Annotated in this window: 26 protein-coding genes, 1 tRNA gene and 4 pseudogenes; 9 read left to right on the top strand and 22 right to left on the bottom strand. The window is 36.7% G+C overall.

What is annotated here, in order from left to right:
• Positions 1–42: 42 nt before the first annotated feature.
• A pseudogene (locus HUE58_RS07280) lies at positions 43–90 on the bottom strand (hypothetical protein); the annotation flags it as partial.
• A gap of 80 nt (positions 91–170) precedes the next feature.
• Here HUE58_RS07280 and HUE58_RS07275 point away from each other — a divergent pair.
• The 3 genes and pseudogenes from HUE58_RS07275 to gorA all read left to right on the top strand — a co-directional run bounded on the left by HUE58_RS07275 (position 171) and on the right by gorA (position 2,202).
• Complete coding sequence (locus HUE58_RS07275) at positions 171–293, top strand: NAD(P)H-dependent oxidoreductase (protein WP_174605222.1); 123 nt, start codon at positions 171–173, stop codon at positions 291–293.
• Positions 294–613: 320 nt separating this feature from the next.
• Positions 614–810: pseudogene (locus HUE58_RS00905) on the top strand (ferritin family protein).
• 60 nt (positions 811–870) lie between these two features.
• A complete protein-coding gene (gene gorA / locus HUE58_RS00900) occupies positions 871–2,202 on the top strand; it encodes a glutathione-disulfide reductase (RefSeq protein WP_174605221.1) in 1,332 nt (443 codons plus the stop codon).
• 339 nt (positions 2,203–2,541) lie between these two features.
• Here the strand turns inward: gorA and HUE58_RS00895 are convergent, their stop codons facing one another.
• Positions 2,542–2,760: a hypothetical protein gene (locus HUE58_RS00895; protein WP_174605220.1), complete on the bottom strand. Its 219-nt coding sequence runs from the start codon at positions 2,758–2,760 to the stop codon at positions 2,542–2,544.
• Positions 2,761–2,779: 19 nt separating this feature from the next.
• Positions 2,780–2,980, bottom strand: coding sequence for a thermonuclease family protein (locus HUE58_RS00890; protein ID WP_174605219.1), 201 nt, complete (start codon positions 2,978–2,980; stop codon positions 2,780–2,782).
• 58 nt (positions 2,981–3,038) lie between these two features.
• Between HUE58_RS00890 and hisI the strand changes: the two genes are divergently transcribed.
• From hisI to tatC, 5 genes are read left to right on the top strand one after another with little or no spacing between them, the layout of a single operon-like run.
• Entirely contained in the window at positions 3,039–3,419 is a 381-nt protein-coding gene (gene hisI / locus HUE58_RS00885; RefSeq protein ID WP_174605218.1) for a phosphoribosyl-AMP cyclohydrolase, read from the top strand.
• Positions 3,412–3,732 carry a phosphoribosyl-ATP diphosphatase gene (locus HUE58_RS00880; RefSeq protein WP_174605217.1) on the top strand — a complete coding sequence of 107 codons (321 nt, stop codon included), beginning with the start codon at positions 3,412–3,414 and terminating at the stop codon, positions 3,730–3,732. The genes hisI and HUE58_RS00880 overlap by 8 nt, the downstream gene beginning before the upstream one ends.
• Before the next feature lie 17 nt (positions 3,733–3,749).
• Complete coding sequence (tatA, locus tag HUE58_RS00875) at positions 3,750–3,962, top strand: twin-arginine translocase TatA/TatE family subunit (RefSeq protein ID WP_174605216.1); 213 nt, start codon at positions 3,750–3,752, stop codon at positions 3,960–3,962.
• Positions 3,963–3,965: 3 nt separating this feature from the next.
• Complete coding sequence (gene tatB / locus HUE58_RS00870; protein WP_174605215.1) at positions 3,966–4,268, top strand: Sec-independent protein translocase protein TatB; 303 nt, start codon at positions 3,966–3,968, stop codon at positions 4,266–4,268.
• Positions 4,268–5,134, top strand: coding sequence for a twin-arginine translocase subunit TatC (gene tatC / locus HUE58_RS00865; RefSeq protein WP_174605214.1), 867 nt, complete (start codon positions 4,268–4,270; stop codon positions 5,132–5,134). The genes tatB and tatC overlap by 1 nt, the downstream gene beginning before the upstream one ends.
• A 4-nt stretch (positions 5,135–5,138) precedes the next feature.
• Here the strand turns inward: tatC and HUE58_RS00860 are convergent, their stop codons facing one another.
• From HUE58_RS00860 to HUE58_RS00780, 18 genes and pseudogenes are all read right to left on the bottom strand, one after another.
• Entirely contained in the window at positions 5,139–5,723 is a 585-nt protein-coding gene (locus HUE58_RS00860) for an ANTAR domain-containing response regulator (protein WP_174605213.1), read from the bottom strand.
• Positions 5,720–6,160: a CBS domain-containing protein gene (locus HUE58_RS00855; RefSeq protein ID WP_174605212.1), complete on the bottom strand. Its 441-nt coding sequence runs from the start codon at positions 6,158–6,160 to the stop codon at positions 5,720–5,722. The genes HUE58_RS00860 and HUE58_RS00855 overlap by 4 nt, the downstream gene beginning before the upstream one ends.
• Positions 6,161–6,528: 368 nt before the next feature.
• A complete protein-coding gene (locus HUE58_RS00850; RefSeq protein WP_174605211.1) occupies positions 6,529–6,714 on the bottom strand; it encodes a hypothetical protein in 186 nt (61 codons plus the stop codon).
• 295 nt (positions 6,715–7,009) lie between these two features.
• Positions 7,010–7,224: pseudogene (locus HUE58_RS00845) on the bottom strand (ammonium transporter); the annotation flags it as partial.
• A complete protein-coding gene (locus HUE58_RS00840; RefSeq protein WP_174605209.1) occupies positions 7,205–7,579 on the bottom strand; it encodes a P-II family nitrogen regulator in 375 nt (124 codons plus the stop codon). The pseudogene HUE58_RS00845 and the gene HUE58_RS00840, both read right to left, overlap by 20 nt.
• Positions 7,580–7,694: 115 nt before the next feature.
• Complete coding sequence (locus tag HUE58_RS00835; protein WP_174606202.1) at positions 7,695–9,587, bottom strand: NAD-dependent DNA ligase LigA; 1,893 nt, start codon at positions 9,585–9,587, stop codon at positions 7,695–7,697.
• 14 nt (positions 9,588–9,601) lie between these two features.
• On the bottom strand, positions 9,602–10,738 hold the full coding sequence (gene bamC, locus HUE58_RS00830; RefSeq protein ID WP_174605208.1) for an NlpB/DapX family lipoprotein: 1,137 nt from the start codon (positions 10,736–10,738) through the stop codon (positions 9,602–9,604).
• Between the two features lie 2 nt (positions 10,739–10,740).
• Positions 10,741–11,631: a 4-hydroxy-tetrahydrodipicolinate synthase gene (gene dapA, locus HUE58_RS00825; RefSeq protein WP_246260818.1), complete on the bottom strand. Its 891-nt coding sequence runs from the start codon at positions 11,629–11,631 to the stop codon at positions 10,741–10,743.
• 281 nt (positions 11,632–11,912) lie between these two features.
• Positions 11,913–13,187 carry an ammonium transporter gene (locus tag HUE58_RS00820; RefSeq protein ID WP_174605207.1) on the bottom strand — a complete coding sequence of 425 codons (1,275 nt, stop codon included), beginning with the start codon at positions 13,185–13,187 and terminating at the stop codon, positions 11,913–11,915.
• Between the two features lie 10 nt (positions 13,188–13,197).
• Positions 13,198–13,536, bottom strand: a complete 339-nt coding sequence (locus HUE58_RS00815; RefSeq protein WP_174605206.1) for a P-II family nitrogen regulator — start codon at positions 13,534–13,536, stop codon at positions 13,198–13,200.
• A gap of 422 nt (positions 13,537–13,958) precedes the next feature.
• Positions 13,959–14,366, bottom strand: a pseudogene (locus HUE58_RS06735) (hypothetical protein).
• Positions 14,367–14,407: 41 nt separating this feature from the next.
• A complete protein-coding gene (locus tag HUE58_RS06730; RefSeq protein ID WP_246260817.1) occupies positions 14,408–14,632 on the bottom strand; it encodes a hypothetical protein in 225 nt (74 codons plus the stop codon).
• A 157-nt stretch (positions 14,633–14,789) separates the two neighbouring features.
• Positions 14,790–15,482, bottom strand: coding sequence for a tRNA (guanosine(37)-N1)-methyltransferase TrmD (gene trmD, locus HUE58_RS00805; RefSeq protein WP_174605205.1), 693 nt, complete (start codon positions 15,480–15,482; stop codon positions 14,790–14,792).
• A gap of 3 nt (positions 15,483–15,485) precedes the next feature.
• Entirely contained in the window at positions 15,486–16,616 is a 1,131-nt protein-coding gene (dapE, locus tag HUE58_RS00800; protein ID WP_174605204.1) for a succinyl-diaminopimelate desuccinylase, read from the bottom strand.
• A gap of 4 nt (positions 16,617–16,620) precedes the next feature.
• A complete protein-coding gene (ccmI, locus tag HUE58_RS00795) occupies positions 16,621–17,760 on the bottom strand; it encodes a c-type cytochrome biogenesis protein CcmI (RefSeq protein WP_246260816.1) in 1,140 nt (379 codons plus the stop codon).
• A gap of 23 nt (positions 17,761–17,783) precedes the next feature.
• Positions 17,784–19,688 (bottom strand): heme lyase CcmF/NrfE family subunit, encoded by a 1,905-nt coding sequence (locus HUE58_RS00790; RefSeq protein WP_174605202.1) that lies wholly within the window; start codon positions 19,686–19,688, stop codon positions 17,784–17,786.
• Between the two features lie 6 nt (positions 19,689–19,694).
• On the bottom strand, positions 19,695–20,498 hold the full coding sequence (gene serB / locus HUE58_RS00785) for a phosphoserine phosphatase SerB (RefSeq protein WP_174605201.1): 804 nt from the start codon (positions 20,496–20,498) through the stop codon (positions 19,695–19,697).
• A gap of 22 nt (positions 20,499–20,520) precedes the next feature.
• A tRNA-Leu gene (locus tag HUE58_RS00780) sits at positions 20,521–20,605 on the bottom strand.
• A 94-nt stretch (positions 20,606–20,699) separates the two neighbouring features.
• Between HUE58_RS00780 and HUE58_RS00775 the strand changes: the two genes are divergently transcribed.
• Positions 20,700–20,903, top strand: coding sequence for a YgaP family membrane protein (locus tag HUE58_RS00775; RefSeq protein WP_174605200.1), 204 nt, complete (start codon positions 20,700–20,702; stop codon positions 20,901–20,903).
• A 54-nt stretch (positions 20,904–20,957) separates the two neighbouring features.
• Here the strand turns inward: HUE58_RS00775 and cysG are convergent, their stop codons facing one another.
• Positions 20,958–22,358 carry a siroheme synthase CysG gene (gene cysG / locus HUE58_RS00770; protein ID WP_174605199.1) on the bottom strand — a complete coding sequence of 467 codons (1,401 nt, stop codon included), beginning with the start codon at positions 22,356–22,358 and terminating at the stop codon, positions 20,958–20,960.
• Between the last annotated feature and the right edge of the window lie 60 nt (positions 22,359–22,418).

The raw sequence follows: 22,418 nt of genomic DNA, 5'->3' as shown, positions 1-22,418 counted from the left end.
GTTTTTTTGGTGATTCTTACCCCATTTTTCTAACGATAAAAAAATAGTGTTTTTAAGTGATTCTCCCTGTTTAGTAAGGCTGTATTCCAACCTTAGGTTGGTACAACTTTATACACTTCTCGATGAATTTGGAATGTAAATAATGTAAATAGAGAGGTTGATAAGCTTTTATGGTTTATATTACACCAATTATGTGGTTTAATATGCCCGTCCTATTGGTTAAATGGCTTGAGGAGATTTTACTTTATGAAAAAACTTTTATTACTACCGACGAGTACGGAGAAGGTGGATAAGTGCCGACCAATAAATTCATGATTGTAACCACTTCAAATCTGAAGAGTAGTAATCTGGATAAGGTATTACGTCCACTTATAATGTTTATCTAAGTATCCACAACCAACTTCCAACTTCTCATACGGATAATGTGATTTCAGATGATACTAATCTTAAACATCTTGATGAGCATTTTTAGTGTTTGGTTGTAAAAGCAAACTCAATGCTAAAATATTACCCTGATTGGGATTGTTTTTACGATAGACAATATCAAGGCAAAAAAAGCGTGTCCATTTTGACGCACAAAAAGATTTAATCAATACAATTGACCAAGGACAACATGCACAAAGCAATTATGTCTTTGATGGAGGAATTAGAAGCCATTGATTGGTATAATCAGCGATTTTGGTACACATAATCATGATGAAGAAAAAAGAACACGCATCAATGGTCTTAGAGTGGGTTAGATGCAAAGATAAGACTTTTGATAAAGAGCTTAAAGACTATCTTTTTACTGGCAAACCGATTGCACACTAAACCCAACAAGTTAGAGGTTAAGGGAGTGGGGAACTCCTTTTTATTTATTGGAGAAAAAAAATGGCAAAACATTACGATATGATTGCAATTGGTGCAGGCTCTGGCGGTCTTTCAGCTGTTGAACGCGCCAGCGAATATGACAAAAAATGCTTGGTGATTGAGGTAAAAACTATTGGTGGTACTTGTGTAAATGTCGGTTGTGTGCCTAAAAAAGTGATGTGGTTTGCCGCCAATACTGCCACACAGATTGACAGTGCCCAAGGCTTTGGTTTTGATATTGAGGTTAAAAATTTCTCATGGAAAAAACTTAAACAAAGTCGCGATAACTATATCAAAGGTATTATTAACTGGTATGACAGTCATTTAGAAAAATTAGGGATTAATTATATTCATGGCTTTGGCCAATTAGTCGATAAAAATACGGTGTCCGTAAATGGTGAAACTTACACGGCAGATCATATTGTATTATCACCCGGTGGTGAGCCATCTGTTCCGAATATTAAAGGTGCCAAATATGGCATTACCTCAGATGGTTTTTTTGAATTAGAAACATTACCCAAGAAAGTAGCAGTTATTGGTAGTGGCTATATTGGTGTTGAGTTGGCTGGTGTATTGAATGCACTCGGCAGTGAAGTTGAGATTTTCGGTAGAGCTGACATCTTATTGCGTGGTTTTGACCCGATGATTCAAGAGGTCTTGGATAAAAACTATACCTCTCACGGTATTATCCTTCATCATGGCACTACAATTGATAAAGTCTCAGTCGATAAAACGATATTTACTAATCATGGTGAGTTTTCTGGGTTTGATAGCATTATTTGGGCAGTTGGTAGAGACCCAATGACGCAACATCTTGGTTTGGAAAATGCAAGTGTTGAATGCGATCAACGTGGTTTTATTCCAACAGATAAATTTCAAGTGACCAATGTGGATAATATTTTTGCACTCGGTGATGCCACAGGCAGAACGTCACTAACGCCTGTAGCGATTGCAGCAGGCAGAAGATTAGCTGATAGGCTGTATAACAATATGACCGATAGGCATTTAGATTACAGTAATATTTCCACTGTGGTTTTCTCACATCCACCGATTGGCACTATCGGTCTCACGGAAATTGAGGCCAATAAAGAATTTGATAAAGTCAAAATTTACAAATCAGAATTTACCCCAATGGCAGATGCTTTGCTTAACCAGAAAACCACCACAGCACTTAAATTAGTCTGTGTGGGTGATGATGAAAAAGTTGTTGGTTGCCATATTATGGGACACGGTGCTGATGAAATGTTGCAAGGATTTGCGGTAGCTATCAAAATGGGAGCGACTAAAAAGCAGTTTGATGATACGGTTGCTATTCATCCGACTAGTGCCGAAGAATTAGTAACTTTAAGATAGTTATCACTTGATAAGGCTCAAGCTTGTCAAAGTTATGCTAGGTTTCTATAAACCACTGAAAAACACTATTTTTTAACTTATTATCTATAATACTAATAACCAACCAATACAAACAACTGAGCAAATAAACGCAAATAGACTGACTACTATCTATGGTTATGATGATACTGATAGAGTCAATGCAATTGCTAGGCTGAGTCATAGCAGATGGATAGTGGCACAACAAATTATCGTTATGACAAATATGGTAATATTACCAATACTACTCATGCAATTGATGGGCAAAGCTTTATTACCCATTATCAGGTATAACGCTAATAATGATATCACTCATACCCACTACAATACGATAAGGTTCCGACCCTGCCCATATGACAAACTAACGAGGGTTAGACTTACGCCATTTATCTTGATAGATGATTTGTAAAAACCCCAAAAACCACGTTTGTTTGCCTTAGCGTTTTCCTCTTCTTTTTGATAAGCATTTTTATAAGAAGATGCCGTACCTTGTGTCATCATATACGCCTCAATATCAACATCATCCTTTAAAATACGCACTAAAACACGATTGTAATAATCAAACCCCCATTGGTTTAATTGATAATTTACCTAGCAAACCTTCTAGTATTTCTGGCGTATCAATGCCTTTAATTCGCAGTTGTAAACTAATGCTATCACCATCAAGCACATATAACGTTTTTTCGCTTGCCAATGAAAAATTATCTAGGTTTGCAAATGCACTAACACTTAATAAAAAACATAAAATAAATAATCTCATACAAAGTCTCTCATCTGGCGGTAAAATTAATCGTTTTATCTTAAGGTCTTTATAAAGCGTGGGTGCATTAGAGCAAACAAAATTTGACGATAAAGGCCTGATACCTGCAATCGCTCAAGACTTTAAAACAGGGGAGATTTTGATGTTTGCTTGGATGAATCAAGAATCTTTAGCACTGAGTATTGAAAGACAACAGGCGGTATATTACTCTCGATCACGTCAAAAACTTTGGTTTAAAGGTGAGCAGTCAGGACACACACAACTCGTTAAAGAAATCTTTACAGATTGCGACAATGACGTTATCCTGCTTAAGGTTGAACAAGTTGGAGAGATTGCTTGCCATACAGGTAGAAAATCTTGTTTTTTCCAAAAATTGGATGAAAATAACTGGAAAACCGTTGCTAACATATTAAAAGATTCGAAAGATATTTATGGATGATATACTAACAAAATTAGAAGAAGTTTTAGAACAAAGAAAATCTGCTAAAGTAGATGAATCTTATGTTTCATCTTTGTACAACAAAGGCATGGATGAAATTTTAAAGAAAATTAATGAGGAATCTGCCGAGGTGATTATGGCAGCTAAAGATAGTGCGAACGATAAAATCATCTATGAAGTGGCTGATCTTTGGTTTCACACGCTTGTACTGCTTCGTTTTAAAGAGATAAAAGTAGATCAAATAACGAATGAATTATCCAAACGATTTGGCTTGTCTGGTTTGCAAGAAAAAGCCAATAGAAGAAACAACTAAACAATAGGAGAAAAATCATGATGCCAGGACCATTCGAACTGATTATTATTTTAGTAATCGTACTGCTTCTTTTTGGCGGAAAGCGCTTAAAGAATATTGGTGGTGATTTGGGCAACGCCATTAAAGGCTTTAAAAAATCTATGAAAAAAGAGCCAACAGATAAGATTGATGCAAAAGACGACATTGTTGAAGCCAAAATTATCAAAGAGGATACAAAACAAGAAAAATAAACTATGTTTGACGTTGGCTTTTGGGAATTTGCCTTAATTGGTATCATTGCACTTATTATAGTTGGGCCGGAACGTATGCCCGTAATTGCTAGAAAAGCAGGCACTTATATTGGCAAAGCCAAGCGCTTTATTGCCAATATTCAAGATGATATTAGTGATGAGTTTGAGATGGACAAACTTAAAGAACACCTAAATGCTGTGGATAAAAAATCCAATATTTTAGAGATTTTTGATGACACAAAAAATACTTTAAGTGACGCTAAAAACACCTTGAATGATATTAAAAACAACACTGATCAAAAATAATGACCAATAAAGAAATGACTTTTATTCAGCATTTGATTGAACTTCGTAATATTTTGTTGCACTCAGTTATTGCTATTTTTGTTATTTTTATTGGCATTTTTCCCTTTGCTAATGAAGTTTATGGTTTTATTGCAGCACCCATTATTAACGTACTACCTCAAGATACTAACATTATTGCCATCGGTGTTATATCGCCATTTTTAACACCCTTAAAAATGGCACTCATTATTGCTGTCTACGCGGCCATGCCCTATCTTTTATATCAAATTTGGTCGTTTATTGCACCTGCACTTTACAAGCACGAAAAACAAATGATTTTGCCTTTGGTTGTTTCATCAACCATTTTATTTTATGCAGGATTGTTGTTTTCTTTTTATGTTGTTTTTCCTGTTATATTTGGTTTTCTGTCTAGTGTTGGTCCCAATATTGTCGACTTTACCCCAGATATTCAATACTACTTAGACTTTGTACTCAAAGTTTCTTTTGCCTTTGGTGTAGCTTTTGAAGTGCCGATTGCCACCATATTGTTGATTATGTTTGGCATCACAACAGTTGGAAAGCTAAAAAATAATCGACCTTATGTTATTATTGGTGCTTTTGTTTTGGGTATGTTGTTAACACCGCCTGATATTATCTCTCAAACCTTAATCGCAATTCCAATATGGTTGTTATTTGAAGCAGGTCTAATTTTTGCACCATTATTCAAAGAAAATAAACAAAAAACGCCTGATAAGCCTTCTCCAAACTCTAGCAAAGCTTCTTCAGAAAAAGAGTCAGTTTCAGATGATGACGATTGGAGTGATGATGAGATGGAGGCAGAAATGGAAAAGATTGATGCCGAAATGGAAAAACTAGACAAAGAGTAAAACTCTACTCTAACAACTCAAAAGCGTTAATCACACTTTCAGCCACATCAACAATGCGCTTGTTTTTATTCATAGCCATTTTACGTAACGATTGGTAAGCCTCATCTTCATTAATACCCTTATGCTGCATTAGTAAGCCCTTGGCTTTTTCAACTACTTTACGCTCTGAAAGTTGATTACGAGTCGCATCCAGCTCGTCTTTAAGTGCTTGAAACTCTCTAAATCTAGCAATTGCTACATCAATAATGGGTTGCACTCTATTCTCTTCAAGCCCATCAACAATATAAGCATTCACGCCAGATTTAATGGCAGAACTTGCCATCCCGGGGTTTGATTCTTCGGTAAACATAACAATAGGCCTGGGTTTGGTTTTGTTAATATCTGTTAAATTTGCAAATACCTGTTCATCAGGAATATCTGCATTAACAATCACCACATCCACATGGGTCATTTCATTGCTATCTTGCAAATTTACACTGTCGCTCATACGACAAATCACTTCATGACCCTTGTCCTGCAAAGCCCTACGTAACATAGCTGAGCGCCCTGTATTTTTATCAACTAGGATAATTTTTAAAGCGGTATTCATTTAATGCGTGATTTAAAAATAGCTCTATGTACGTCACCAATACTAACAATACCAACTAATTTATTGTTGTGAGTTACTGGGATTCTTCTGAAATTTCTAAGCCACATGGTTGATGCCGCCTTAAGACAAGGCATGCTTAAATCAATACTAGCGACATCTTTAGTCATCAATTTACCGACTTTAACATTCATTGTGTCTTTGTAATTATGCTCCATATTTTCAAAGTCAAAATGCGTATCACTCATCACTTCATCTAATTTTGGAAACATGTGTTGTAGAATATCTTTTTCAGAGATAATGCCGACTAAATTGTTATCATCATCCACCACTGGTGCGCCACTAATATGATCCATCACCATAATAATAGCAACCTCTTTGACCAGCTGATTAGGGGTAACTGTTTTTACATTGGTTGACATAATATCTTGAACTTGCATGTTTATACCTCAGTATCTTTTATTAAAACTTTCATTCTACCTGATTTCTCTTAAATTCAAATAAAACATAAGACAGAATACCTTATGTTTTATTGATAAAAGTTATAACAATTTTTTTATATAAAACCAAACTTGGCTAGTAACACAGAATTCTTTAATACATTAAGAACTTTTTCTGATACTAAAAAACAACATAGCTCTCGCTATTCACCATCTGTTGGTTTAGATCTATTCTAAGCAATGGTATAATCAAGTCCACCCGTAGATTTATGTAAGTGTTATAGAATGGTATTTATTACTATCTTTATAATCGCCATATACCAATGTGGATCTCTGTTCCTGATAATTCTAAATTATCATTTGCGCCATCACCCCCCAAGTGCAAATTCATTGTTAAAATCATAATTCAATCCACCTGAGATAGTCACTTCTTCCTCATAATTGTTTGCACTATCAACATGTTGTGCTAGTTCTCTCCAAATGTAGTCATTAGCAATAGTAATATTATCACTAATTGGCAATTGTGCTTCTTCAGCTAAAGATGTAAAACTCATTATTGAGGTTAAACCAATTACTAATAATATCTTTTTTGTCTTGTTTTAATTTTAAAAATTTTATTTAAAGTAAGCATCAAAAACGCTTACTTTTTTTGTATTACTTGTTATCTTTATTTGGCAAATTCAGGATAAGCCTTCAAGCCACATTCTGAAATATCAACACCTGAGAATTCTTCTCTTCTTCAGAGACTCGAATACCCATCACTACTTTAAGTGCTAACCACAACATCATTGAAATTGCCAAATACCCAGATAAAGATGTTCCTACACGTGCCTAACTGGCCACTAAATGACCGCCACCATACATAATGTCATAACCAACCACCATGTACATCGTACAAGCAATCGCAAACAGTCCAATATTTCTGGTCAAAATTTCAGCTGTATTTTCACTACGAACCAATCCCACTTCTAGCATCGAAAAACCAGCAGACATCCACATAACCAACCCGCCCATTACTAAAAATTATCTAGGACGAATTGCATTTCAATTAATGTATTTTTCATGTTGCCCCTTAAGTACTACTGAGCCAGTTTCACCCGTACGAATACGAAGTACTTGCTTTAATGATGAAACAAATATTTTTCCATCGCCAATTTTTCCTTCACCTTCTGATTTAGCAGCGGTGCTAATAGCCTCAACCACGCCATCAACTTGATTTGCTGCAATGACAATTTCTAGTTTAACTTTGGGTAAAAAATCCACCGTATATTCTGCACCACGATAAAGCTCTGTATGTCCTTTTTGACGACCAAAACCTTTGACTTCTATAGCTGTAATACCTGAAACACCCATACCAGAAAGCACCTCTCTAACATCATTAAGCTTAAACGGTTTAATGATTGCTGTTACCATTTTCATTTAGTTTTTCCTTTCTTAAAAACAAAAAAGCCAGTCATTATGCTTGTAAAAAAATACAAACTTAACGACTGACTTCAATGCCTTATTTTCAGCTCCATCATGAAACTGATAAAAATTAAATTTTAGATAAATAATCAGCTTCAGTCATTACTGCCACGCCAAATTTTTCAGCATCTTGGATTTTCTTTTGTCCAACTTTATCACCAATAACTAAATAATCTATTTTAGCACTAATGGTAATTGAAACTTTAATACCAATTGATTTAGCGTGTTTTTTCATATCATTTCTTGAATAACTCATTTTACCAGTAAAAACAATCCTTTTATCAAATAGTTCATGTGCTAATGTTTGTAAATTTTTGGTTAATAAGGTTGTTTCCAAATTAAAACCATATCGATATAATCGATTAAACTCATCAGCAATAGGAATTAACCCTTGTACAATTATTTGCGCTGTTAATTCAGCAAAGCCGTCAATATTAGCTATTTGCTCTAAATTTAAATTAAAAATATCATTCAGATAATGGAACTTTAAAAGGTTTTCACAATTGCCCAAACCCATTCGATGTACACCAAATGCTGCTAAAAAACGCCAGTCTTCAACCTGCTCACTAACAGAGCGATTTAGCTGGTTAATAAGATTCATACTGGTTTTTTCGCCAAACCCCATTGTTACTAAATGCTCTATATTTAAAGCATAAATTTGTGAAACTGATCTAATATCATATGCATATAGCTTTTTAATAGTAACAATACCAAAACCGTCATTATTAGCCAGTATCTTAAAAAAATAGGCCATTTTCCCAACAATTTGAGCAGGACAATTTTTACGATTAATGCACGTTAAAAAGTCTGATTCCCAAACAAGTAGCTTACTACAACTTGGACAATTATCAGGAATATCAACAGGCATAGGCTTTAATACGGATATAATTTTAGGGATAACCAGCCCAGAACGAGTTAACTCAACTACACTACCTACACCAAGGCCTTGCTCTTTCACCAACCCATAATGATGCCCTGTTGCACGTACAATAGTTGCACCGCTTAACAAGGTAGGTTCTAATTCTACTACTGGGGTTATTTTTCCACTACGCCCTACTTGAGGTGTCACACTAAGCACTTTAACGTGTGCCTTGTCTTTGTTTTCTTTAAAGGCAATTTGCCAACGGTGGAATTTTCGATTAGCGCCCATTTGTGTTTTTAAATCAGCATTAATGACCTCAAAAACTACACCATCTACATCAAAATCTACCATCACCAACACCTGAGCAACAATTTGGTCAAATTTAGCAACCATTTCAGCTGTAGAGCCTGACCAAATAGGTAATTGAACAAACGGAAAAAACAAAGCGGCCTTGTCTATAATGGCTTTTTGAGCTTGCTCACTTAAGGCTTTTTCTTTAATAAGACTAGCTTGAAAATTACGTGGGTATTCAAAACTGTGTGCTAAATATTTTTCAAAATAGCTTTTCTTAATCACAATTTCACCGGCACCAAGTCCACGCTTAGCATCGTTAAAAACACACAAACCTCGCTCGAATACCCGGGAAATATCGCTGCCTTTTTTACCATCACCCCGTGTGTAAAGCCGATTACCATCATCAAATCCAGCAAAACCATCTAGTTTAGGAGTGGCTTTAATTTGAATGTCACTCAAACCCAGCCCAATCTGCATAGCTGATTTTTTTAACCGTTCTATCCATTTGCTTATTTCACCCCATGAATACGCCTTGTCAATGGAAAGCATTTCCTTTGGTAATAAGACTTTTTCCTCAGAAAAAGACCACCCCTCTGGCTCTATAGATTTGAGTAACAAATTGTTGGGGTCTCTATCCTTAAGTGCAGCAAGATAAATAAAATCATAGTCTTGGTCGCTAATAATAGGCTTTCCAGCTCGATAAGCTAGATTGGCTATTTGGCAAAATTGTGCTAATTCTTCATCTAATAACTCATCCGTCAATATCTCTTGGTGGGTAAGTTTATCAACAATGTCTTGCGACAATATCACCCTTTATTTAACTAAAACTGCTTGGCAATATCGCCTAAGAATTGATAACTAAAGTCAATTGTTGCTTGCTTATTCTCTTCAGACAAATCGTTAAAATAAACTTCTGTTATATTGCTACCAACTTGCCTAACAACAATTTGAAAAGATTTTTTAATCGCATCATCGCCAAACAATCTTGAGAATATACCCTTATCCTCTTCTTTAACAATATTGATATAAAAACTACCTTCTTTAACATCTTTATCCTCAACATCAATACCAAGTTGGTCCAACGCCCAGCCGACATTATTCCAAGTTTCATATTGCGTTAATAAGAACATCAACTTGGCATAACCACTAATACTTTTAGCAACCTTCACCGTTAACTTTTGTCGTCCTTTAGCGGCCATAATCTTCTCTCTAGCAAGTGCATGGTCACTACCTAAAAAGATCATTAATCGGTATAGCATCTCTGTTTCAAGTGTGTGATCTTTGACTTCGGATTGCCAAATAGTATTTTCATCATCACTACCTTTATTGATTAATACTTTTTGCATTGAAGTAAGTGATAAATAAATCTCAGTTTTATTGCCATTGTCAGTCGACTCAATACGAAGTCTATATTTATCAGCAATCGGTAGTGTATATCTAGTTTTTGTTACCTTTCTAAGCATAGAATGAATAAAACCCAAAGATTGATCAGGAATTTCTGGATGGTTCTCTAAAAAATCAGTCTCCATAACGCCAATTTCTTTATTAGCTTTCTTGATAATAAAGCCGTGAGATTTAAAGAAACTTTTGGCCAGCCCCCACACTGCATCTGGTTTTTTATCAACCACTAGCCAACGAAGACTACCGGATTTCTTCACCTCAACATTAGAAAACGTTTTTAAAACACTTGAAGCTTCTTTAATTACGCTATTTTTTTCAGAAAAACTAATCAAATCCTCTTGAATATTAGCAACATACTCACTTAACTTTAAGGAATTTTGGGCACTAGGTTTAGTCAAATCCGGTGGGATTTCTAAAGAAGTTAATGTTTTATTTGAATAATATTTAATGTCTCTTTCGCCAAGTCCGTCTTGTTTTTGTATTTCTTTACTACCTGAAGAAATACAACCACCTAAAGAAAACACCAAAAGCAATGTTGTTAATTTTCTGATTACCATTATTATATAACTCTTAAATTGGATAAATCTTGCTTTAGCATTGCTTGAGCTTGTTGTGATAATATCGTTAAGGGTAAACGAATACCATGATTGCACTTGCCCATTTTAAACATTGCCCATTTAACAGGAATTGGATTAGACTCAATAAACAAATGTTGATGCAAATCAGTCAGTACTGCATTGGTTAATTCTGCTAATTCTCTGTCACTCTCAAACGCAAATTGATAGGCAGAAGCTACCTGCTTTGGTGCAACATTAGCCGTCACAGAGATACCACCATGTCCGCCCATTAAAATAAATTCAACCGCTGTTGCATCATTGCCACTATAAAGCAAAAAATCATCTGCACATTGTTCAATCAATACCTTTGCAACATTCAAATCACCCGTTGCATCTTTAATGCCAATGATATTATCAATGTTGGACAAACGAAGTGTTGTTTCTACACAGAGGTCAACTGCCGTTCTACTGGGCACATTATATAAAATTTGATCAATATCTACTGTTTCAGCAATCAACTTATAATGCTGATATAACCCCTCTTGAGTCGGCCTATTGTAATACGGTGTGACTAAAAGGCAAGCATCCGCACCAATTGCTTTAGCAGCTTTAGTAAGTTCAATAGCTTCAGAAGTCGAGTTTGCACCTGTGCCAACAATGACTGGAATATACGAATTAGCATATTCAACCGTTGCCCGCATCACTTCAATATGCTCATCCCGGTTAAGCGTTGCATTCTCACCTGTGGTGCCCATCGAGACAATTGCCTTGGTACCAGCATCAATATGAAACGCCACCAATGATCTTAGCGCACCAAAATCTATCGACCCATCATTAAACATCGGGGTGATTAGAGCAACCATTGAGCCAGTTAGTGGGTGATTTATGCGCACTTTGATTACTTAATAAAACTAATTAGTGTGAATTGAAACCATTGCATTAACTCAGTGCGACTTAGAAAAATGTAGAGCATAGTGCATTTTTCATCCAAAAATAAAGAAAATAACCAGCTATTTGAGGAGTTTTTGGGTAGAAAAGGTACTGTTTTATACGTTTCATAAATTGAAATGAGTTAATGCAATGGTTTCATTATATACGAATCCGTTTTTACCAACATAAAAAAAACCTGCTAGATAGCCTAACAATTAGCAGGTTCAATTAAGCTTAGTTTGGCTTACAAATCGTAGCCTTTTTCTTCATGAGAAACAATATCCAAACCCTGTTGTTCCTCCTCTTCACTCACTCTTAAACCCGTTATAGCATCCACCACTTTAAGAATAAGATAAGTGACAACAGCCGTATAAACAACCGTTGCTACTACACCTGTAAATTGAATTTGTAATTGATCAGAAATCACAATTGCCTCATGGTCCCAGCCACCTTGTCCAGAAAAAATACCCAACTCTTTAGAGGCAAAAAATCCTGCCATTAAGGTACCAATAATACCACCCACACCATGCACAGGAAATACATCTAATGAATCATCAATTTTAAATTTTTGCTTGATGATAATCACCGCATTAAAACACACAATACCCGCAATAAATCCAATTACTAAAGCACCTGTAGGGCCTACAAAACCTGAGGCTGGTGTAATTGTCCCCAAGCCTGCGACCATGCCTGTTACTGTACCTAATGCAGTTGGTTTGCCAAATTTAATCCACTCGTAAAACATCCACGTAATCGCAGCCGTTGCTGCTGAGATGTGCGTCACCAAAATAGCCATCGCCGCATCCCCACCTGCTGTCAAAGCAGAACCACCGTTAAAACCAAACCAACCAACCCACAACATCGCCGCACCCGTAATGGTCATGGTCATGTTGTGCGGTGGTATAGGTTTTTTAAAAAAATCTTTTCTAGGACCTAAAACAATAGCCGCTACTAACGCCGCAATACCTGCAGTAATATGAACAACTATACCACCAGCATAGTCAAGCACATTCTCTAGCCACCCGCCACCCCACACCCAATGTGTAATAGGTGCATAAACCACTAATAACCAAATAGAACTAAATAATAACACCGCTGAAAATTTCATTCTTTCTGCATAGCTACCAATAATCAAAGCCGGAGTAATAATGGCAAATGTCATTTGAAACATGATAAACAAAGATTCTGGAATTGAGCCATTGACTGTATTTATACTGACTTGTGTCAAAAGTACATTAGAAAAATTACCAAAGTAAGGGTTATCACCTGAAAAAGCAATAGAATAACCCACTACAAACCACAAAATACTAATAATGCCCGTAATAGCAAAACACTGCATTAGTATTGATAAGATATTATTAGTGCGAACTAGTCCACCATAAAATAACGCCAAACCTGGCAATGTCATAAACAACACCAGAGCTATTGATGTCATTATCCAAGCCGTATCAGCGCCATTAATATCTTGTGCAAACACACCCATTGGCAGACACATCAATATTGTTAATATTTTCTTCATTGCTAACTCCTTAAAGCGCGTCTTTATCAATTTCGCCTGTACGAATACGAATCACCTTGTCTAAATTAGTCACAAAGATTTTGCCATCACCTACTTTACCAGAATTAGCCACATTACTAATCACCCCAATCACTTCATCAAGTCTTGAAGCTTCAATCGCAATTTCTAATTTAATTTTAGGCAAGAAGTCAATTTGATACTCCGCTCCTCGATACAACTCTGTATGTCCTTTTTGACGACCAAAACCTCTCACTTCAGTCACCGTTACGCCAGACACACCAACTTCGGATAACGCCTCCCTAACATCGTCTAATTTATGCGGTCTTAAAATCGCTGTCACAAACTTCATATTTCTCTCCTATTTTCGTCATTAATCTAAACCATCATGCAATTTTCATTGCCATACATCGCCTGATTATAGAAATTATTTAGAAAAAAAGCAATAGCCCATAGCGGCCTTTTATAGATACTTAAAAAAACAATTAAACCATTTATAGCTGATATATAATCATTGACACAAGATTGGGGTTTAGGTTTAATGAACTTGAAATTTATATCGTAAGATTGTTGTAAAGTAGGCTAAATAAAAAATGTTATGCGCAAATAATAGGGACAGGCGGCAATTCCCATTATCTTTTCGAAGACGTAAGCAATGTGTTTGTTTCGGTATATTTATATCCCAAATTATTGGCAACAAGCTTTATAAGTAACCTTTCCTTGGCAAATATTCAATCCATTTAACAAATGCTTATCATTGCTTAGTGCTTTTTTTCAACCCTGATTGGCAATGGCAAGAAGCCCTGAAAGGGTTGCATTATTAAGTGCATAAGTAAAGGTGATTGGAATGGCGCCTGGCATATTAGCAACACAATAGTGCACAACACTCATCTATAACATAGGCTGGGTCCAGGCCTCGTGCGTGGTCGTATAAGAAGTCTCAAAACAACCGCCTTGATCAATGGCAACATCAACTAAAACACTGCCTTGTTTCATGGAAGATAACATAGTTTTATTAATGACCTTTGGCGCTTTCGCCCCAGCAATTAAAACACCACCAATAATAAGATCGGTTCTAGCAATATGCGCTTTTAATATACTATCATTAGAATGCAAGACACGTACCTTAGCACTAAAACAATTACTAAGTTTTTCCGCCGTATAGGCATTAGTATCAAGAATTGTTACATCTGCTTATAAACCAACAATACCTCACCCAATAATCATAGCACTTGCTGAAACAACACCGCTAACACCACCCAACAAAACCCCTCTACTGCTATGGTTTTTTCCAAAGCGCCAGCATCAACTTGAATAGACGAGCGCCCTGCCACTTGGCTCATAGGCTTAAGTAGTGGTAGTTCGCCTTGGTCATCAGTAATAGTTTCATAAGCAATACAGACTAGCACCAGAATTGACCAACACTTTATGCCCTGTTTTTGTTGCACTAAAAACCGACTCAGGCATCCATCTCTACACGATATTCATTATTTTTAATTTCTCTTGGAACCCCAATAATCATTTTTTTATCCATCTATAAAAACAACACTATAAAGATAACAAGCTATCATAACTTAAACTGCATTTTTCCATAAAGGATGCCGATTATTGTAGGCAGTTTTTATAGATAGACAACAAATCCTTGCGTTTTTTTTGGGTTTTTTTGATGGATTGTTCTTTTCTCCAAGTATCAATATTAGCTTGATGTCCACTTAGTAATACTTCAGGCACTGCTTGGTTATCAATAACTTTAGGGCGTGTATAGTGCGGATAGTCTAGTAAATTATTTGTAAAAGAGTCGTTTAATGAATCAACATTGCCAAGTACGTTTGGAATTTGCCGACTAACCGTGTCAATAAGTACCATAGCTGCTAATTCACCACCACTAATAACATAATCGCCAATGGATATTTCCATATCAATATCATACTCAATAATGCGTTCGTCTACGCCTTCATAGCGCCCACATAGTAGAGTAATTGAGTCAAGCGTAGATAATTCTTTAGCTAATTTATGCTTAAGTAGTTGTCCTTGTGGTGATAGATAAATAACTTTTGTTTTTGGGTTGGCTTGTTTGATTTTGTTAATACAATCACGAATAGGCTTGACTTGCATCACCATGCCACCACCACCACCATAGGGTTTATCGTCAATATTTTTGTATTTGTTGTTGCTAAACTCTCTGAGTTGCCAAGTGTGGATTGAGAGGTGTGATTTTTTGATGGCGCGTGCAATAACACCTTCATCCTTAATGGAATTAAACATATCAGGGAATAGGGTGATAACATCAAAGCGCATAGGCTAGGTGAGTATGTTTCTTAAAACATGATAATAAATATCGCTCAAATCTTCTAAGTCTTGGGTAGATACGCATTCATCAACTTGATGAATGGTGGCATTCAAAGGACCTAATTCTACCACTTGAGCCTTTAAAATTGGTGCAATGAAACGCCCATCAGAAGTGCCGCCTGAGGTGGATAGTTGGGTGTTTATATTTTTGACGGTTTTAATCGCATCAACACAGGCATTAACCAATTCACCCTTTGGGGTTAAAAAGGGGTGACCAGAATGCTTCCAAGTAATTTGATACTCAAAATTATGCTTGTCTAAAATCACGCAGACTCGGCTTTGCAATTGCTCATGAGTGTTTTTCGTGGAATAACGAAAGTTAAAAATAACATCACTTTCATCTGGAATAACGTTAGTAACTCCTGTACCTGAGTGGATATTAGAGATTTGAAAACTGGTGGCTGGAAAATACTCATTACCCTCATCCCAAACCTCATTGCACAAATCATCTAACGCTGGTATGAGTAAGTGGATAGGATTATTTGCCAAATGCGGATAGGCAATATGCCCTTGTTTTCCAATGACTTTTAAAATGCCATTTAGAGAACCGCGACGACCATTTTTAATCACATCTCCTAGCTCATTAGTGGCTGATGGCTCGCCCACTAAGCAATAATCAACGGTTTGATTGATTTCTTTTAAGTACTGCGCAACTTTAACAGTGCCATCAGTAGCAGGGCCTTCCTCGTCAGAGGTGATTAAATACCCAATTGAGCCTTTATGATTAGGATAATCTTTAACAAATCTATCCGTGGCACTAAGCATAGCTGCCAAAGAGCCCTTCATGTCAGCTGTTCCACGGCCATGCAACATGCCATCTTTAACTTGGGCAGAAAAAGGCGGTGTGTACCATTTTGACTCATCACCCACAGGCACGACATCGGTATGCCCTGCAAACACAAACACAGGAGATTGCTGACCACGTACTGCCCAAAAATTATCAACCTCGCCAAATTTTAAATCAATAATTTTAAAATTAAGATGGCTCAAATAATTGCTCATAATGGACTGGCAACCTTTGTCTTTCGGGGTGAACGAATCTATACTAACGAGCTTTTTTGCTAATGCTAAGGTTTCACTCATAGGGTTATTTTACTTCCAAGTGAATGGATGGATTATCAGCCACATTAATAGCTTTGCTAAGCACTTGTATATCGCCCACACCTCGCATGGCGGAGCCAGTTGCGCTAATACGCACTACTGCAATCACTTGCTCGTGGGTTGACAGTTGATTGCCTTGTATAACAGAATCTTGGTCGGTTAAAACCATCTGGCCTGTAAAATCTTTTAGCTTGATTTTTTTAATCGCAATTGGCATTGGTTTGCCCTTGACTGCTTTGACATAAATCATGATAAAATCTTCGCTAGACCTTGACTTTAGTATCTTGTCAGACACATCGACACGCACACTAACAAAACGCTTAGGCGTGTTCTTATTCCCTTCAGCCGCTTTTAGCTCAGATAAAATATTAACCAAAGCCACTCGGTCAATACTATCCTCTGGCAGGGCACTAAGTGCACGTTGCCAAAGCCCTTTGGTCAAAATAAAGTCTCGTTGGCTCACGGCAAACATACCTGCTAAATACAAGGCGTCTGGTGCGTTTGGCTCAATCTCTAGAGCTTGTTTAATTAATTTAACAGAGTGGTCTGAAAATTGATTGTCACTAGCACTAATCATCATAGAGGCATATTCAACTAACAATCTTGGGTCTTTAGGGTTAATTTGATAAGACTCTTCATAGGCATCTATTGATAAGTCTAATTTTCCAAGTTCAAAATATGTAAGCCCGAGCATTCTCCAAGCCTCGGAATCATCCTTGTTAGTTTGCAAATACTGCACAATTTTGTTAGCGCTTTGCTCTAAACTTAATGGCTTTTCTGCACTTTCAAGTGGTTGACTCATGTTACTCTCTGGTGTCAAATATTGATAAACACTAATGGACATAACAGGCAATAATACCAATATTAATATCAAAACCCATGTGTTATTGCTGGCATTATTTTGAATATTACTCACTTCTTGAAGTTCAATAGCCAGTGTTGTTGAAATCTCTTCTTTGGCTTGGTTGAATTGTTTCTCATCAATCAAATTCTGGTGTAAATCTTGCTCAAGTTCTAGTAATTTTTGTTTGCCTAGGGTAATATTAGAACTTTCAAGATTAATTTTATTGGATTTAAGAGGTCGATATAAAAACCAAATTATCCAAGCAGAGGAGGTAACTACCATTAAAGTAAACCATAGATATAAACTCATCCTTTCACCCTCAATCGATATCTTCTGTCAAATGCAGCTAGTAACGCACCTAATGTAATCAAGAAGCCTCCTAGCCAAATCCAGCGTATGAGGGGCTTGTAATAAATCCTTAAACTCCATGAGTCCTCTTCTAAAGACTCACCCAGTGCAATATAAATATCACGATATAAAGATGGATCAATCGCCGCTTCGGTCATAGGCATACCTGTGACGTATTGGCGTTTTTCAGGCCTTAAATCTGCTATTTTTTCATCCTCAAAATAAACTTCTACATGGCCTTTATTGCCTTGGTAGTTTTGACCAGATAGGCGTGTCACGCCTTTAAAGATAAAATCATAACCTGCTATGGTGATTGGTTTATCAATATCCATTTTTATATCTTTTTCAACGCCATACTGGGTTGTCACTGTCGCACCTAATAAAAATACAGCAATACCAATATGAGCACAAATCATGCCGATGAAAGCAAAACTCATGCTACCTTTTTGACTCAACCTTTGAAACAAAAGTACCAATGAGTGTGCAACTATCCAAATAAACAAAAAGACGGCTAATAAAACTGAGGTATTATCAACCAATAATACACTAATAACAAACAACAAACCGACACCTGCCCACACCCACTTTAATAAACCCGCTAGTCTTTGTGTGGTATCTTTCTTCCAACGGAAAAAGGGGACAATCACCATGACCAGTACTGCTGGTATCATAATAGGCACAAACACTGCACCAAAATAAGGCGCACCTACTGAGATTTTTCCTAAACCTAATGCATCTAACAGTAGTGGATAGAGCGTGCCTAAAAAGACACTTAACATTGCTGCCACTAATAAGATATTGTTAATTAGCAAACCGCTCTCTCTTGATAAAAGAGAAAAAGTATTACTACTTTGCATGAGTGAAGCGCGCCAAGCATACAGTGCCAACGAGCCACCAATCACAATCACTAAAAATATCAAAATAAACAAACCTCTAGCAGGGTCAGCAGCAAATGAATGTACAGAAGTAAGAATGCCTGATCTGACTAAAAACGTGCCTAATAAACTTAATGAAAAACCAGAAATGGCTAATAGTACAGTCCAATGTTTAAATGCACCACGCTTTTCACTCACACTTAAAGAATGCACCAATGCTGTTGCCACTAACCATGGCATAAATGAGGCATTTTCTACTGGATCCCAAAACCACCAACCACCCCAGCCAAGCTCGTAATACGCCCACCAAGAACCAAGTGTGATGCCAAATGTTAAAAATGCCCATGCGATTAATGTCCAAGGGCGTGACCACCTGAGCCAAGTAGAATCTAGCTGTCCACGAATGAGTGATGACAAGACAAAGGCAAAAGGAACTGCCATCCCCACATAACCCATATACAACATAGGTGGGTGAATAATTAAACCAAGATCTTGTAGCAAGGGATTAAGCTCTCGCCCTTGTACTGGTACAATATCTAGACGCTCAAAAGGGTTAGAGGTTAATAATAAGAACAGTAAAAACCCAATACTAATTAAACCAAGAATAATAAGAGTATGGTTCAATACTTCAGCAGGCAAACGCCTAGAGAAGATAGATACTGTCACACTCCAAGTAGCTAAAATTAAAGCCCATAACAATAAAGAACCTTCGTGCGCGCCCCAAACGGCTGACATCTTAAAAATACTAGGCAGGTTTGTATTTGAATTACTTGCAACATACTTAACAGAAAAATCGTCCATCACAAAGGCATTCATAAGGATGGAAAAAGCAATCAAAATCCAAAAGAATTGCACCCACAATAAGGGTCTGGATAAGCCAGACAGTACGACATTGTGTTTAATTATACCTATAGTGGGCAAAACAACTTGTAACAACGCAAATATCAAGGCAAGCACTAATGCAAAATGTCCAATTTCAATTAACATAGATGGTTATGGATTAAATAAATCTATTATTTTATTCAATCCACTGAAGTTAATGACAATATTTGCATGCTTTATAACGCTAGGCTTGGCGTGATAAGCAACACTCAATCCAGCAATACGCATCATGTTTAAGTCATTAGCGCCATCACCCGCTACAATAACCTGACTATATGACAAGCCTTGTTTATCGCACAACTCCTTAACAAAATCTGCCTTAGTCTGTGCATTAATCATCAGGCCTTTTGTAACGCCAGTTAATTGGTTATTTTCAATTGCTAGTACATTAGCACATGCATAATCTAGCGCTAAATCTTGAGCCAAACGATTAGTAAAATAAGTAAAACCGCCTGACACGACTGCTGTTTGGATGGACTTGGTTTTAAAAAATGAGATAAGTTCCTTACCACCAGGATTGACTGATAAACGTTGAGTGTAAACCTTATCTAGCACATCAACACTAAGCCCTTTTAACAAGGCAACACGTTTAATTAAAGAAGCATCAAAATCTAATTTACCTTGCATAGTAAGCTCAGTAATGGCTGATACTTGTGGTTTAATATTGGAAAAATCAGCAATTTCATCAATGCATTCAATATTAATCAAGGTTGAATCCATATCACTGACAAATAACTTAATATTGGAAAAATCAACCCCAGGCAAATAGTTAAAATCAGTTTGATATTGTTGTCTTAAATCATCAAGATTGGCTGATACCATTTGATGACGGATATGAGTGTTGAAAACTTGAAATTTGCTTGAAATTTGCTTGGCAATATTTTCATCTAGACTGTGTTGAATAGTAGTTTGCATGCTTAAATTAACAATCTAATATTGGTGCGGAAGGAGAGACTCGAACTCTCACGTCTTTCAACACTGGAACCTAAATCCAGCGTGTCTACCAATTCCACCACTCCCGCATGTGAATCTAACACCCTCTCAGGGAGTTTGAAGATTTGAAATTATACCTAATTAATGTTATAGTGACGGCTTTTAAAACATGAAGGAGAACGCATGACAGTTAATAACGTCGTATCAGCAATGGCTGGCATTATTATTATGATTTCACTACTACTAGGTGCACAAGCAATCAGTCCATTTGCTTATAATTCTAATTGGTTGTGGTTAACAGCATTTGTTGGTTTTAATCTATTTCAATCAGCATTCACAGGGTTTTGTCCAGCGGCAATCATTGCAAAAAGATTGGGTGCTAAATAATCACATCTACACACGAACCTTCACCTACTAAATAAGTAAGGCTTGTGACTTCTATTATTTTTTATATGATGCAGATTTAACGTCAAACCAATTTAATTTTTCTCTTAGTTTCACCACCTCGCCAATAATAATCAAGGTAGGGGCGTGGATGATTTCATTTTCTACTAAGTCTGGCAATCCTTTTAGGGTTGTGGTGTAAACCTTTTGCTCAGGTGTTGTACCTTTTTCAACCAATGCCACTGGCATATCAACACGCATGCCATGTGTGATTAATTGCTTTGATAAATGTCTTGCGCCGTTAAGTGCCATATAAAATACAATGGTTTGTTGTTCAAGTGCCAACTCATGCCAAGGCAGATTCATACTGCCGTCTTTTAAGTGCCCCGTTACAAAACGACAAGATTGCGAATAATCTCTATGTGTTAATGGAATACCTGAGTAAGTAGAGCAGCCAGAAGCCGCTGTAATACCAGGTACTACTTGAAAAGGTATGCCGTTTTCAGCCAACGTTTCAATTTCTTCACCACCACGACCAAAAATAAAAGGATCCCCCCCCTTAAGACGACAAACTCTTCTGCCTTGTTTGGCTAAATCTACCAACAATTGATTGATATCGCCTTGTGGCACAGCATGGTTATCACACTCTTTGCCAACATAAATCAGTTGTGCATCGCGCCTAACCAGCTCCATCACACCTTCTGAAACCAAACGGTCATACAAAACAACATCTGCCTGTTGCATAAGACGCAAAGCTCTGAAGGTTAACAAATCAGGATCACCAGGGCCGCCGCCCACCAAGTAAACTTCGCCCACTTGGGCTTTAGTGGTACTATCAAGTTGTGCTTGTAAATCTACTTTGGCTTCCGATACTTTACCTGAGAATACTTTTTCAGCAATAATGCCAGAAAAAGCTTTTTCCCAAAAGTATCTCCTGTCTTCAATGTTGTTAAACTTTGCTTTAACTTTGTCTCTAAAATCGCCCGCTAATTCTGCCAATTTACCATACGTATGTGGCAATGTGCTTTCTAGTTTTGCACGGATTAAACGTGCCAAAACTGGCGATTTTCCTGCTGATGAAATAGCAATTACAATTGGCGACCTATCCACAATTGAAGGCATAATAAACGTACATAAATCTGGGGAGTCAACCACATTAACAGGGACATTATTTTGGCTGGCTAATTCAGATACTTGTTTATTCAGGCTAGCATTACCTGTGGCAGAAACAATTAAAACCTGCCCTTTAACATCAGATAGCTCAAAGCTTTTTTCAATAAAAATAATTTTGTTGTCATTGACTAATTTAGTAATATTTTTACAACAACTTTTTGCCACGCAAGTAACTTGCCCATGGGCTTTCAACAATAAATTAATTTTCCGATAAGCAATATCACCGCCACCAACAACCAGACAAGGTCTTTGTTTAATCTCAATAAAAATAGGCAAATAATTCATAGATTGTTTAATGCTACTAACAAGCCAGCAATAAGTAAGATAAAAGTTTATATTATAATG

It is taken from the genome of Candidatus Ruthia endofausta (genome assembly GCF_013342985.1).
GTDB classification, from domain to species: Bacteria; Pseudomonadota; Gammaproteobacteria; order PS1; family Pseudothioglobaceae; genus Ruthia; species Ruthia endofausta.
This window is presented reverse-complemented; position numbering and strand designations above follow the sequence as displayed.